This is a genomic window from Pseudomonas sp. B392_1p, assembly GCF_052245235.1.
Classification (GTDB): Bacteria; Pseudomonadota; Gammaproteobacteria; order Pseudomonadales; family Pseudomonadaceae; genus Serpens; species Serpens gallinarum.
On sequence record NZ_JBQPXM010000002.1, the window covers coordinates 18099 to 32097 of the forward strand.

Annotated in this window: 13 protein-coding genes; 3 read left to right on the top strand and 10 right to left on the bottom strand. The window is 62.2% G+C overall.

Annotated features, from left to right (window positions below; all coding sequences use genetic code 11):
* The first annotated feature begins 469 nt into the window (after positions 1-469).
* A complete protein-coding gene (locus tag ACTV8E_RS02355; RefSeq protein WP_443198340.1) occupies positions 470-2143 on the top strand; it encodes a sodium:solute symporter family transporter in 1674 nt (557 codons plus the stop codon).
* Positions 2125-2256, top strand: coding sequence for a putative transporter small subunit (locus tag ACTV8E_RS02360; protein ID WP_443198341.1), 132 nt, complete (start codon positions 2125-2127; stop codon positions 2254-2256). Before ACTV8E_RS02355 ends, ACTV8E_RS02360 begins: the two co-directional genes overlap by 19 nt.
* Before the next feature lie 131 nt (positions 2257-2387).
* Here the strand turns inward: ACTV8E_RS02360 and ACTV8E_RS02365 are convergent, their stop codons facing one another.
* From ACTV8E_RS02365 to ACTV8E_RS02400, 8 genes are all read right to left on the bottom strand, one after another.
* Complete coding sequence (locus ACTV8E_RS02365) at positions 2388-3140, bottom strand: SDR family oxidoreductase (protein WP_443198342.1); 753 nt, start codon at positions 3138-3140, stop codon at positions 2388-2390.
* 47 nt (positions 3141-3187) lie between these two features.
* Positions 3188-4312 (bottom strand): zinc-dependent alcohol dehydrogenase family protein, encoded by a 1125-nt coding sequence (locus ACTV8E_RS02370; protein ID WP_273535465.1) that lies wholly within the window; start codon positions 4310-4312, stop codon positions 3188-3190.
* A gap of 87 nt (positions 4313-4399) precedes the next feature.
* Complete coding sequence (locus ACTV8E_RS02375) at positions 4400-5833, bottom strand: aldehyde dehydrogenase family protein (RefSeq protein WP_443198343.1); 1434 nt, start codon at positions 5831-5833, stop codon at positions 4400-4402.
* Positions 5830-6534 carry an ABC transporter ATP-binding protein gene (locus tag ACTV8E_RS02380; protein WP_443198344.1) on the bottom strand — a complete coding sequence of 235 codons (705 nt, stop codon included), beginning with the start codon at positions 6532-6534 and terminating at the stop codon, positions 5830-5832. Before ACTV8E_RS02380 ends, ACTV8E_RS02375 begins: the two co-directional genes overlap by 4 nt.
* Before the next feature lie 14 nt (positions 6535-6548).
* Positions 6549-7289, bottom strand: a complete 741-nt coding sequence (locus ACTV8E_RS02385; protein ID WP_251837288.1) for an ABC transporter ATP-binding protein — start codon at positions 7287-7289, stop codon at positions 6549-6551.
* Complete coding sequence (locus ACTV8E_RS02390; protein WP_251837287.1) at positions 7286-8230, bottom strand: branched-chain amino acid ABC transporter permease; 945 nt, start codon at positions 8228-8230, stop codon at positions 7286-7288. Before ACTV8E_RS02390 ends, ACTV8E_RS02385 begins: the two co-directional genes overlap by 4 nt.
* Positions 8230-9126, bottom strand: coding sequence for a branched-chain amino acid ABC transporter permease (locus ACTV8E_RS02395; RefSeq protein ID WP_443198345.1), 897 nt, complete (start codon positions 9124-9126; stop codon positions 8230-8232). Before ACTV8E_RS02395 ends, ACTV8E_RS02390 begins: the two co-directional genes overlap by 1 nt.
* Positions 9126-10448: an ABC transporter substrate-binding protein gene (locus ACTV8E_RS02400; RefSeq protein WP_443198346.1), complete on the bottom strand. Its 1323-nt coding sequence runs from the start codon at positions 10446-10448 to the stop codon at positions 9126-9128. The genes ACTV8E_RS02395 and ACTV8E_RS02400 overlap by 1 nt, the downstream gene beginning before the upstream one ends.
* A 281-nt stretch (positions 10449-10729) precedes the next feature.
* Here ACTV8E_RS02400 and ada point away from each other — a divergent pair, with 281 nt between their 5' ends.
* Positions 10730-11812, top strand: a complete 1083-nt coding sequence (ada, locus tag ACTV8E_RS02405) for a bifunctional DNA-binding transcriptional regulator/O6-methylguanine-DNA methyltransferase Ada (RefSeq protein WP_443198347.1) — start codon at positions 10730-10732, stop codon at positions 11810-11812.
* Positions 11813-11984: 172 nt separating this feature from the next.
* On the opposite strand, the gene ACTV8E_RS02410 is transcribed toward ada, so the two are convergent.
* A complete protein-coding gene (locus ACTV8E_RS02410; RefSeq protein WP_443198348.1) occupies positions 11985-13001 on the bottom strand; it encodes a TRAP transporter substrate-binding protein in 1017 nt (338 codons plus the stop codon).
* 152 nt (positions 13002-13153) lie between these two features.
* A complete protein-coding gene (locus ACTV8E_RS02415; RefSeq protein ID WP_251837282.1) occupies positions 13154-13975 on the bottom strand; it encodes an HpcH/HpaI aldolase/citrate lyase family protein in 822 nt (273 codons plus the stop codon).
* Between the last annotated feature and the right edge of the window lie 24 nt (positions 13976-13999).

Consider the following 13999-nt stretch of genomic DNA (forward strand, 5'->3'; position numbering starts at 1 on the left):
TGCAGGTTTTCAAGCCTTGAAGCGCTTCGAATTCGATTCGGTGCAACCCCGTGAATACAGCCTCCCGAGCGCTCTAGAACCGGCTCGAAACGTGGAAATATATTTCACGCAACCTATTGCTTTTTAAGAAAACGCGAAACCAAAAGCCGCCTTTGCGTGGCAATGATGCTAGACTCCGCTCCCTGATGCGTCAGCTACAGCAATGTGACGCGACTTTCATTTGCCGGAATCACCCGGTACCGCAGCTGCAGGATCACAGCAATTACCTTCCTTTTTGGGTATCGCCTGTGAACATTTTTAGATCGCATGTGCCGATCTGCATCCTGTCAGCTTTCTAGCTCGCAACCCCTCGAGCTCAAGTTCGATCTGCCTGCCGTGTGCAGTGATTCGGGTTGCTATAAACGCCATGCCGCGTATGCGGTCCTGCGTCGTGCCAGCGACGCTTGAAGGCTATAAAAAAGGAGATGCTGTGTTTCAGTTATCACTCACCACCGTTCTACTTCTCTTAGTGGGTTTTTACGGTCTTACCTTCCTGGTCTCCCTGCGCATCGGCCGCAAGCAGGAGAACGTCGACAGCTACATGGTCTCCAACAACTCGGTGGGCTTCGGCATGTCGGCGTCCAGCATGACCGCTACCTGGATCTGGGCCGCCTCGTTCTATGCCGCGGCCAGCGCGGGCTACAAGTACGGTTTGTCCGGCGCCCTGCACTACGGCTTCTGGGGTGCACTGATGATTCTGTTCATCTACCCCTTCGGCAGGCGATTCAGACAACTGGCACCCAAGGCTCACACGCTGGGAGAGATCATGCATGCCCGCCACGGGCGCTCCAGCCAGATGATCCTCGCCGGCTCGAATATCCTTGGTAGCGGGATCAGCCTGATGGTCAACTTCACCGCCGCCGGCGCGCTGGTCGAAGTGCTGTCGCCATTGAGCTTTATCCATGGTGTGCTGATTGCCGGTATTGGGGTGCTGTCCTACACCCTCTGGTCGGGCTTTCGCTCGTCGATACTTACTGACTTTGGCCAACTGATTGCGATGATTCTGGCCGCGATCATCATCATCCCGATGATCTTCTTCCAGCTAGGCGGACCGGAACTGTTCACCACCGGCATGTCCCGCCTGACGCCCGAGCAGGCCAGTTTCTATTCCCCCACCGCCATCCTTGAACAAGGCGCGCCGTATTTCGTCGCCGTGCTGGCCTACGCTATTGGCAACCAGACCATTGCCCAGCGCTTGTTCGCGGTGCGTGAAGACTTGATCAAGCCGACCTTCATCACCGCGACCGTCGGCTACGGCGCCATTGTCATCGGTCTGGGCATGCTCGGCCTGCTGGCGCTGCTCGCCGGTGTGCAGCCCATCGATGGCAACCTCAACAACCTGATTCCACAGATGGCCTCGTCCTATCTGCCGCCGTTCGTGATCGGGCTGTTCTTCATCATGGTGATCGGTTCGCTGTCCTCAACCGCCGACTCCGACCTGTCCGCCCTTTCCGCCATCGTCATGACCGACGTCTATGGCAAAAACCTGGCCAAGGGCAAACCCAACCCGACCGTCATGCTCTGGGTCGGCCGGCTGACCATGATTGTCGCGACCATGGTTGGGGTCATCTTCGCCAGCCTGAAACTCGACATCCTGACCATGCTGATTTTTGTCGGTGCACTGTGGGGCGCCATCGTCTTCCCGGTGATCGCCAGCATGTTCTGGGACCGGGTCACCAACAAGGCCTTTACCTGGGCTGTGATTGCCGCCTTCACCCTGTTCCTGATCAGCCGCTTCGAGCTGTTGCCGCTGCAAGGCGTACTCGCCGTGTTCTTTGAACTCTGCGCTTCGATCGGCGGCGGTGTGGTGATCGGCCTGATGGCGTTCGGCTTTTTTGGCCGCACGATCGGCATCGTGCTGGGCACGCTTACCACTCTGGGCCTCGCCCCGTTCGCCGTGGGCTTCCTACGCGACTATCCCGTACTGCTCAGCTCACTGACCGCCTATGGCACCAGCATGGTGGTGTGCGTCGCCATCAGCCTGCGCAGCCAAGAACGCTTCGACTTCGATCATATTGGTGAACGCGTCATCGCCTTCCAGACCACGCAACCCGTTTCCACAACCAAAGAAGAGGAAAACATCCCATGTCCAGTCTCGCTCTGACCGCTTATGTTTTGATCTGGCCGGCAATGGCCAGCATCGTTATGGCTGTACTCTGCGTTGGCGTGTTCCGCGATATGCGCACCGCCAAGCGCGACGGCACTGATCTGGTCTGATGCCGTAGCCATTCCGTAACGGCCCCGGCAGGGGCTGTTACGCGATGGAGCGTTGCAACGGCCAATAGCGCTAAAAAAAAGCCCGTCATAAACGACGGGCTTTTTCGTGGGCGCGATAGCGTCGGTGATTGCTACACCACTCGACCGCCATCCACCGGCAGCTCCACACCGTTCAAGAACGCGGCATCGTCGGTGGCCAGAAACACCGCCACGGCGGCGATATCCGTGGGCTTGGCCATGCGACCCAGCGGAATCGTGGCGACAAACTTGGCGCGGTTTTCCGGCGTATCGGGCATGCCCATGAAGTCTTCCAGCAACGCGGTCTCGCCCATCACCGGGCAGATATTGTTGACGCGAATGCCGTCCGGGCCAAGTTCGACCGCCAGGGACTTGGACAGCAGGTTTACCGCGCCCTTGGAGCCGTTGTACCAGGTCAGCCCCGGACGCGGGCGGATGCCGGCCACCGAACCGACGTTGATGATCGAACCGGTACCGCGCTCGCGCATCAGCGGCACCACGGCCTTGACCATGTGGAAGATGGATTTCACGTTGACCGCATAGACGCGATCGAAGGTGGCTTCGTCGACGTTCATCAGCGGCTGGTTGCGGTGCGTGGTGCCGGCATTGTTGACCACGATGTCGGGCACACCGAAGGCGGCCACGCAGGCTTGCACGGCGGCCTGCACCTGCTCGCCGGAGGTCACGTTGCAGGCCACGGCGAGGGCGTTGTCGCCCAGTTCGTCGGCCAGGCGCGCGGCGCCTTCGTAATTGATATCGGCGAGTACGACCTTGGCGCCTTCCTCGATGTAGCGACGGGCGATACAGGCACCGAAACCGCTGGCGGCGCCGGTGACAATGGCAATCTTATTCTTGAGCTGTGCCATGGGTTTTCTCTTTTTATATGGGTGAAAAAAATCTGCTGTGAATTCGGTTAGAACACGATCAGGTCACGCAGGCTGCTGCCGGTGGCCAGGCTGTCGAAGCCGCTGTTGATGTCTTCCAGCGCCAGACGGCGACCAATCAGGCGGTCTACCGGCAGGCGACCGCTGGCATACAGGCCGAGGTAACGCGGCACGTCGCGGGCCGGGATGCACGAACCGATGTAGCTGCCCTTCACCGTGCGTTCTTCGGTGGTCAGACTCACCTGTTGCAGCGGCCAGCGGTCCTGGGGATGCGGCAAACCGGCGGTGATCGTGGTGCCGCCCCGGCGAGTCGCCCCATAGGCCAGCTCCATGGCCGGCACCGAACCGGCAAACTCGAAGGCGAAATCCACCCCGCCCTGGGTCAGCTCGCGAATTTTTGCCACGGCGTCGGGATCACGGGCATTCACCGCATGCGTCGCCCCCAAGGACAGCGCCAGGTCCAGCTTGCTCTGGTGGACATCCACCGCGATCAAGGGGTTGGCACCCGAAGCCCGGGCCCCGAGCAGTGCGCTCAAGCCCACGCCGCCCAGGCCGACCACCAACGCCGAAGCGCCGGGCGAGACCTTGCCGGTGTTGACCACCGCGCCCATGCCGGTGAGCACGGCGCAGCCAAACACGGCGGCTTCCACCGGATCGATATCGTCACTGATCGGCACACAGGAGCGCGCCGACACCACCGCATGGTCAGCAAACGCCGACACGCCGCAATGGTGGTTCACGGCCACCGAGCCCTGGCTCAGGCGGCGGCCGCCTTCGAGCATTTCTCCCTTGCCATTGGCCTCCGCACCCGGCTCGCACAAGGCCGGACGGCCTTCCATGCACGGCACGCAGTGCCCGCAACTGGGCACGAAGACCAGCACCACGTTCTGCCCGGGGCGTACGTTTTTGACCCCTGGGCCCACTTCCAGCACCTGGGCACTGGCCTCGTGACCCAGCGCCATCGGCACCGGGCGTGGACGCACGCCGGTAATCACCGACAGGTCGGAATGGCACAGGCCGGCGGCGATCATCTTCACCAGCACTTCGCCCGGTCCGGGCGGTGCCAGATCCAGTTCTTCAATCTGAAGCGGGCGGCTTTCGGCATAGGGCGCCGTCAGCCCTGACTCTCGCAATACTGCAGCACGGATTTTCATTCTTGGAATTCTCTGCGGGTTAGCCCTGGGTTCTTCTTGCGCACCGGCCTGAGTTGCCAGAAGCCGGTGCGCACTCGCTAACAGACATTAGCCGTGGTGGCTGACTACGGTCTTGGTGACGCTGAACTCTTCCAACGCCAGAAAGCCCTTCTCGCGACCATGGCCACTCTTGCGTACACCGCCGAACGGCAACTCGACGCCGCCACCCGCGCCATAGCAGTTGATGAACACTTGTCCGGCTTCCAAACGCTTGGCCAGACGCTGCTGACGGGCACCGTTCTCGCTCCAGATCGCCGCTACCAGGCCGTACTCGGTGCCATTGGCCAGGGCGACGGCATCGTCTTCGTCATCAAACGGCATGGCGGCCAGCACCGGACCAAACACTTCTTCCAGCGCCAGTTTGTGATCGCGCGGCACCGGACCGAACAGCGTCGGCGCCACGTAATAGCCCTCGGCAGGCAGGTTGGCGTCCAGCCTGCCTTCAGCCAGCACCGGCAGGCCAGACTCTTTGACCTCGGCAATGAAGCGTTGCACCCGCTCGAACTGCGCGCGGGTGATGATCGGCCCGCAGTCCGGCGAGGTTTCCGGGGCGCCGACGCGAATCTCACGGAAGCGTGCGGCCACCCGCTCGATCACCTGGTCATAAATCTCGCGCTGCACCAGCAGCCGGCTGCCGGCCGAGCAGGTCTGCCCGGCGTTCTGGATGATGGCCCCGACAATGATCGGCACCGCTTTGTCCAGGTCGGCATCGGCGAAGACGATTTGCGGTGACTTGCCGCCCAGTTCCAGCACGCATTTGACGTGATTGCGCGCCGCTGCCGTCTGAATTTCCACGCCGACTTGCGGCGAACCGGTGAAGGTAATCAGGTTGATATCGGGATGCGCCGCCAGCGCAGCGCCCGCTTCACGGCCGTAGCCGGTGACGATATTCAAGGCCCCGGCCGGCAGGCCGGCGGCGCTGGCCAGTTCAGCAAAACGCAGCGAGGTCATGCAGGCATCTTCGGCCGGCTTGACCACCGAGGCATTGCCCATGGCCAGGGCAGGCGCGATGGTGCGCCCGAGCATCTGCGCCGGGTAGTTCCAAGGAATAATGTGGCCGACCACGCCATACGCCTCGCGGACCACGTTCACTGTGTAGCCGGACAGGTAGGGAATCACCTGGCCGTGCAGCTTGTCGGCGGCGCCGCCGTAAAACTCGAAGTAGCGCGCCAGCGCCTCCATGTCCTTGCGCGCCAGGGCCAGCGGCTTGCCGGTGTCCTTCGCCTCGATGGCGGCCAGCTCGTCAATGTTGTCCAGCACGCTCAAGCCGATGCGCACCAGAATGCGCCCTCGCTCCGTGGCGCTCAGTGCGCCCCATTCGCCCTGCACCGCAGCACGCGCGGCACGCACTGCCAGGTCGATATCCGCCGCCTGACCACGGGCAATTTCCGCGTAGGCCTCGCCGGTAGCGGGCGCATAGACCGGAATCGATTCTGGGCTGGACGCCGACTGCCAGCCACCGCCAATAAACAGCTTGCTCATGGGTAAGCCTCTATAAAAGGAAAAGAAGATGTGCTGATAGGTGCAGCGTCGGGCAACAACGCCCCACGCTCGATATGCAGGGTGCGGTCTTGAACATCCTTGAGCAGGCTGCCGTTTGACTCGGTGATCACAATGCACAGCTCGGGCACCCTGCTCTGCAAACGCTTGAGCGCCTCGCTGTATTGCGTGGCCAAGGCAGGCGCCAACCCCTGGAAGGGCTCGTCGAGCAGCACCAGTCGCGAGCCGATCATCAAGGCCCGGCCCAGGGCCGCCATCTTGCCCTGCCCACCGGAGAGCGCTGCGCCGGAGCGCGGCAGCATGTCGCGCAACTGCGGCACCACGTCCAGGGTCAGCGCCAGGCGTTCATCCACCTGGGCCTTGCTGAAACCCGCCACCTGACAGGGCAGGCGCAGGTTTTCCTCGACGCTCAGCGTCGGGAACATCACCCGCTCCTGGGGCGCATAACCAATACCCAACTTGGCCCGGCCATAGTCGGGCACCCCGGCCAAGTCACAACCGTCGAACAGGATGCGGCCTTCGCGCAGCTTGATCAGGCCCATGATGGCGCGCAGCAAGGTGGTCTTGCCGGCGCCGTTGCGCCCCACCACCGCGTTGATCGACCCTTGCGGCAAGTCGGCGCAGATGTTCCGCAGGACCGGGGCACGCACGATGTCGGCGCTGAGATTTTCGAATTGCAGCATGTTCGCCTCCTCGTTCAGATACCCAGCACTTCGCGCTGCACGGTGGGGTCGGCAAGCACCGTCTCGGGGTCGCCGTCGGCCGCGATGGCACCGGAAATCCAGGCGGCCACGCGGGTGGCGTAACGCCGCACGATGTCCACGTCGTGTTCGACGAAGATGGCGGTGACCTTCTGCTCGTCCAAGGCGCGCATGAGGATCGCCATCACGTCGTGCTTTTCTTCGGTGGACACGCCACTGGTGGGCTCGTCCATGATCAGCAGACGCGGTTGCAGCATCAGCGACATCGCCACGTCGAGCAGCTTGCGCTGCCCTTCCGGCAGGTTCGAAGCAGGCTCGTGCTGGCGCTCGGTCAGGCTGACCAACTCCAACACGCGGTCCACCTCGCGCCGGTTGGCACTGCCGCTCAGCGCCTGCAGCAGCGGCAGACGCGTCTCGCGGGCCATGCCGGCCAGTTCCAGCGACTGACGCACACTGTGGTCGAGAAACAACTGCGGCAACTGGAACGAGCGCGCCATGCCCCGCCGGACGATATGTCGCGGCGGCTGGCCGGTGATGTCCTGGCCGTCGAACTTCACCGTGCCGGCATTGGGTTTCAGCAGCCCGGTGCAGATGTTGATAAAGGTGGTCTTGCCGGCGCCGTTCTGGCCGATTACCGCCAGACGTTCGCCTTCATCCAGGCGGAAGTCGATCTTGTCGGCCACCACCAGTCCACCGAAGGCCAGGGTCAGCCCTTGGGTTTCAAGGAGCGCACTCATGCTTCACCTCCCAGCGCGGGACGACGCTTCTTGAGCAGGCCGATCAAGCCATCGGGCAGGAAGTAGATGATCACGATCAGCGTGGCCCCCAGCACCAGTTGCCAGGCACCGCTGACCAGAGCCGCGGCGTACAGCTTGAGGAATTCATACAGCAGCGCGCCGACGAACGCCCCGACCGCATGCCCGGAGCCGCCAAGAATGGCGATGAACACGAACTCGCCCGAGCGCAGCCAGTAACCCATTTCCGGCGTGACCAGGCCCTGCGACAAGCCGAACAGTGCACCGGACAGCCCGCACAGTGCGGCCGACAGCACATAGCCCTGCCAGAGGATTTTCTTGGCCGAAACACCGAGGTATTCCAGGCGCGTCTCGTTGCTCTTGATCGCCGCCAGGGCCTCGCCGGCACTGGAGCGGAAGTAGCGCTGAACACCCCAGATCACCAGCAGTGCCGCGATGACCACAAACACCAGCAAGCTGGTTTCGAACGCACTGCGCCCCAGGTCGAAGCCCATCAGGCTGGGCCGCTCCACACGCATGCCATCGGTACCACCGGTCAAGCTGTAGAACTTGCCGAGCACGGTGAACAGCACCATGGAGATCGCCAGGTTGAGCATGCCGAAGAAGATTTCCCGGTAACGCACCACGAAAGCGCCGATCAACATGCCGGCGACCACGCTGACCAGCGTGCCGAGCACGATCAGCAGCATGCCGTCGAGCCCCGGATACCGCTGGCCGAGGAAGGCCACCGTGTAACCGGAGATGCACGCATACATGGCATGGCCGAAGGAGATCTGCCCGGCGCGCAGCAGCACACCGATTCCCAACGCTGCCAAGCCGTAGCACAGGCCCAGGATCAGCGGGATTTTCAACCAGGGGAAGGCACTCGCCAGCCCCAGGATGACGACGGACGCAATCGCCGCCGCAATGAGTGAATAACGCATCAGATTCTCCTAGCCTGAGCCACGGTGAATAGCCCCTGCGGGCGCACCAGCAATACCGCGACCATGATCACGTACGGCATGACCACTTCCAGTTCCGGCATCAAGTAGACACAGAAGGAGCGCGACAGGCCGATCATCAACGCGGTGATCAGCGCACCCGAGATCTGCCCCAGACCCGCACTGGCGACCACGGCAAAGGACAGCACAATCATGTCCGCACCGATGCCCGGCACCAGCGAGGTGGTCGGCGAGGCGAGCGCGCCGCCCAGCGAACCGAGCATGGCGCCAACCACGAAGGTCAGGTAGGCGATGCGCTTGGCATTGATACCCAGCGCGGTGGCCACTTCCCGGTCATGGGTGACGGCAATGATCTGCCGACCGCTCAGCGTGTGGTTGAGGAACCAACGCAGCAGCAGGTACACGCCCAGGGCAGCGCCCGGCACGAACAGCAGCTGGTAGTTCATGTACACCACGCCAAGCAGCTCGGAGGTGCCCATCTGGTTGACCACGTCCGACACGAAGTACGGCTGGGTCCCCCAGATCATCCGCTGCAGATCCTCGAAGATCATGAAGGCGCCGAAGGTCACCAGCAGTTGCAGGATCGGATCACGATCCTGAAACCGCCGCAGCAGCACCATCAGCACTGTGCCGAGCACGATGCCGACAGCGATTGCGCCACCGATCAACACCGCCAACGAGGTCAGGGCGGAATCACCGCCCAGCCAGAGCCCGAGCGTGGCGGCGGCATAGCCGCCGCACGCATACAGACTGCCGTGCGCCACGTTGAGGATGCGCACCACGCCGAAGATGAACGTCAGCCCCAGCGCCACCAGAAAGAGCAGCCCGGCATAGGACACTCCATCGAGCAGCGCGAGGATGAAAATATCCGTGCTCATCACTGCAGTCCTGCGGTTTTCTGATCAACGAATTGCACCTGTTCAAGCAGGGCTGGCGTCAGCGTCTTCACCCACTCCAGGGTCTTTTCGCCAGGCGGCGTAGTGACCATGTCGGCGGGGATGATCACGATGTCCTTGAGCACGCGGAACTTGTGATCGGGACTTGAGGTGGTCACGCCGAACAGCTGCGACTCCAGACCCTGGCCATCTTCCGGACGGATCGTGACCGGGCTGGTCAGGCCGCGGAACTCCAGGCCACGAAATGCATCGGCCAGTTGCTCCTTGCTCGGCCACTGGCCGTCGTTGGCCTCGATGGCCTTGTCATAGGCGGCGCTCATGCCCTCCAGAGCCTGGACCATGTGGTACACGGAGTAGATCGGGTAGGTGCCGGTACGCGCGTGGAATTTCTTTACGAAGTCCTGGTGCTTGGGATCCTGCGCGTACTGCGGGTGCAGGAAGTAGTGGTCGCCACGGGCGCCAATCAGCACACCTTCGGGCAGGGTGTTGCCCAGGCTCTGCAGCGAGGTTTCGCCTAGGGCCAGGTAGAACTGCGAGGTGCGCAGCAGGCCACGCTGGCTGGCCTGGCGGACAAAGGTATCCAGGTCGCCACCCCAGGAAGTGGACAGCACCACGTCCGGGCGCAGCACCTGCAGACGGCTGACTTCCGCGGAGAAGTCCGGGGCGCCGAATTTCGGGAACAGCTCGGCAACCACCTTCACATCCGGCTTGAGCACTTTCAGCGTGTGGCTGAAGATTTCCCAGGATTCACGTCCCCAGGCGTAGTCCTGGTTCACCACCGCGATGGTCTTGAAATCCGGGTTGACCTTGAGCAGGTAGAGCACGCTGGCGACCATCTCGGTCACGGCGTTGGCCTGGGTACGGAACACGTACTGGTAATTGCCATCCAGCGCCCTTTCGGTGCCGCAGTCCCAGAGGATGTTGACCACCTTGAGGTCTTCGGCCACTGGCGCAAGGGTGTTGCAGTTGCCGCTGGAGATGGACGCGAGCATCAACCCGGCGCCCTGCTCCTGTACCACACGGCGGAACTCGGAAAGCAGACGGTCGCTGCCGACGCCCTCATCAATGAAGATCGGCTTGACCGGCACGCCATGCAGGCCGCCCTTGGCGTTGAGTTCTTCGATGTAAAGTTCCGCGGCCGCCTTGGCCGGCATGCCGAACACCGAGGCGGAGCCGGACATATAGGTGCTGATGCCGATTTTCAGTTCGGTGGGTTTTTCTGCCTGGGCAAACGCCGGCAGAGCGGAGAGGGAGGACAGTGCGAAGGCGAGCAGGGTCGCCCGCAAGACGGGAGCTTTTGACATGATTGTTGCCTCTTGCGGCTATTGTTTTTGTACTGACGCATCAGCAACTTACAACCCAGAAAAGTATTCCGAGAAGCTGCATTTAACAAAGCCAGCGTTCGGCTTGGGTGAACGCCAAACGTGGTGAACCCACGCTCCGAACGGCGCTCCGACCCATGAAAATCGCCACGCTCGACTGCCTTTTGCCACCGGCCACGAAAATTCAACCGCAAGATCCGGAGTTTTTGCGCTTGCGGTGGACCTTATTCTGAGGCTGTCATTTGTCTTTCCAGGAGCTGCTCATGACGTCCAACGCTCTCTCGGCCTACGCCACCGACGACCTGCGCTGGCAAGCCGTCCAGGCCCGCGACCTTAATGCTGACGGGCACTTTGTCTATGCCGTGCGCACCACGGGGGTGTATTGCCGCCCCAGCTCCTCGGCTCGCCGGCCCAAACGCGAGAACGTCGAGTTCTTTGCGTCGGCCCAGGCCGCCGAGGCAGCGGGCTATCGCCCCAGCCGCCGCGCCAAAGGCGATCAGACCAGTGCCGCCGCCGGTCGCGCCGACTTGGTGGCGCAGGCCTGCCGCTTGATCGAAGCCTCGGAAACACCGCCCAATCTCGACCAATTGGCAGCACAGATCGGTTTGAGTCCATTTCACTTCCAGCGCCTGTTCAAGGCGGAAATCGGCCTGACTCCCAAGGCCTACGCCTCAGCCTACCGGGCCCGAAAACTGCGCGAGGAACTCCACGCCCCGAATGCCTCGGTGACAGACGCAATTTATGGAGCAGGCTTCAGTTCCAACAGTCGCTTTTATGAAATATCCGACCAGCTGCTGGGCATGCAGGCCCGCGATTACCGGACCGGCGGTGCAGGTTCAGCGATCCGTTTCGCGGTGGGTCAGTGTTCGCTGGGCGCCATTCTGGTTGCGCAAAGCCAGCGCGGCATCTGCGCCATTCTGTTGGGAGACGACCCTGAAGTACTGGTGCGCCAGGTGCAGGATCAGTTTCCGAAAGCCCGGCTATTGGGTGGCGATACAGCGTTCGAACAGCTGGTCGCGCAGGTGGTGGGCTTTATCGAGGCGCCCTCACTTGGCCTGAACTTGCCGCTGGATGTACGCGGCACGGCCTTCCAGGAACGCGTCTGGCAGGCGCTACGCGCGATTCCGCCAGGCACCACGGTGAGCTATGCGGAAATCGCCGAGCGCATTGGCGCGCCCGGGGCCGTACGGGCCGTAGCCCAGGCCTGTGGTGCCAATCGCCTCGCGGTGGCCATCCCCTGCCACCGCGTAGTGCGCCGCAACGGCGATATCTCCGGCTATCGCTGGGGCGTGGAGCGCAAGCGCGAACTGCTCAAGCGCGAAGCCGGCAGCGAACAAAGCACGTAGGGCAGTCTCGCCGCACAACGAGGAGCTGGAACAAAGGCAGCCGCTGTTTTTTTCACCCGAACCCAGGGGAACTGGCGGAGTGCTTGCCTACCCCCCACCTTCATCCTGTGCCGGACATGAAAACGGCCCGCAGAGTTACCTGTGGGCCGTTATTAGCGTGCGGACTCGGTGCTTACTGGTTGGCTGCCAGCGGCGCTTTTGGCTGGTTGGACGCCACAGCGGCCTCGATCAGTTCCTTGCCAATTTCGTTTTCAAACTTCTTCCACACCGGCTTCATCGCTTCACGCCATTCATTACGCTGCTCGGCGGTCAGTTCGATGATCTGGCTGGTGCCGGCCTTGAGGATGTCCGCACGGGCGGCACGGTTCAGCTCATCGGCTTGCTTGTTCACTTCCACCGAAACATCAGCCATGACGTCGCTCAGCTCGGTGCGGATGTTTTCCGGCAAACCGTTCCAGAACTTGGTATTGGTGATCACCATATAGTCGATAGCGCCGTGGTCAGAAGCCGTGAAGTACGGCTGCACTTCGTGGACCTTCTGGCTGTAGTAGTTCGACCAGGTGTTTTCGGTACCGTTGACCACGCCGGTCTGCAGGCCCTGATAAACCTCGGCGAAGCTCATCTTGCGCGGATTGGCGCGAATCGCCTTGAACTGCTCGTCCAGGACGTTGGAGGCTTGCACGCGGAACTTCAGACCACGGGCATCCTTGGGCAGGTGCATCGGCTTGTTGGCCGACAGCTGCTTCATACCATTGTGCCAGTATGCCAGGCCGGTGATGCCCTTGCTTTCCATGCTGCGCAGTAACTTCTGACCTTCCGGGCTGGCCTGGAAGCGGTCAACGGCATCGATGTCGTCGAAGATGAACGGCAGGTCGAAAATCTGGATCGACTTGGCGTAGGGCTCGAACTTGGCAAGCGACGGGGCCAGCATGTGTACATCACCCAGCAACAGCGCTTCCATTTCCTTGCCGTCGCCGTACAGCGACGAGTTCGGATAGACCTCGACCCGTACCTGCCCAGGCAGACGCTCTTCGGCGAGCTGCTTGAACAGCAGCGCGCCCTGCCCCTTGGGCGTGCTGTCGGCCACCACGTGGGCGAACTTGATGATGATCGGATCGGCAGCCTGGGCCAGGCCGGCGACGGACAGGGAAACAGCGCAGGCCAGGGCCTTAACAGTGAGTTTCAACATTTTCTACCTCATTATTTTTATAAAGATTGTGGAAGCGTTGGGAACAGCATTGCCGTCCTTGGATAGTCGTGCTTCTCCTCTGTGACTGAATGGGAAACAGCGGCTTGGGCACCGGTTTCACTCCTGAAGCCGTTCCTGCCGATGCCGTAATGTCACGCTCGACCGGCGCGTTGCAACAGAAGCCGCGCCCGGCCAATCACCGGCGCATCGATCATCTGCCCGTCGATCACAAACACCGCGTTGCCCTCGGCGAAACCAGCCATCACCCGCTCGGCCCACTCCAGTTCGTCGGCGCCGGGCATCAGGGTTTCATGGACCACCGCAACCTGGCTCGGATGGATGCACAGCAGCCCGCCAAAACCCATATCGCGGGCATCGGCCGTGGCCTGCGCCAAACCGTCGAGGTTCTTGAAGTCGGGGAACACGCTGTCCAGCGGCGCGGCCAAGTCGGCCAGACGGCTGTGCAGCAGCACCTGGTAACGCGCCTGATCGAGCATTCGTTCGGCCGCTGCCGAGCCGTTGGCCAACCCCAGGTCAAGGCCCAGGTCCAGCGCGCCAAATGACAAACGCTCGATTCCAGGCACCTGAGCGATGCTTTCCAGGCGGTGCAAGCCCAGCGCACTTTCGACGATGGGCCATACCGGTTTGCCGGTGCCCACCGCGCGCGCGACCTGGGCCGCGCTTTCCACCTTGGGCAGCAGCACGCCGATCACATTCGGGTAAAGCTCGCAGAGTTCAAGATCCGCGGCATGCTGGGCATGCTCGGCGGCGTTGATGCGCACGAAGACCTTCGACGTGGGGTTGTCACGCAAAAACTGATCGAGATTGGCACGAGCCTCGACCTTGAGCGCCTCGGCCACTGCATCTTCCAGGTCGACGATCACCACGTCGGCCCCCGTGGCAATAGCCTTGGGAATGCGCTCCGGACGCGTCGCCGGAACGAACAGGGCGGAGCGGATAATGCTTGGGTTCATGAAAAATCCCTTCACTCGCGGGGT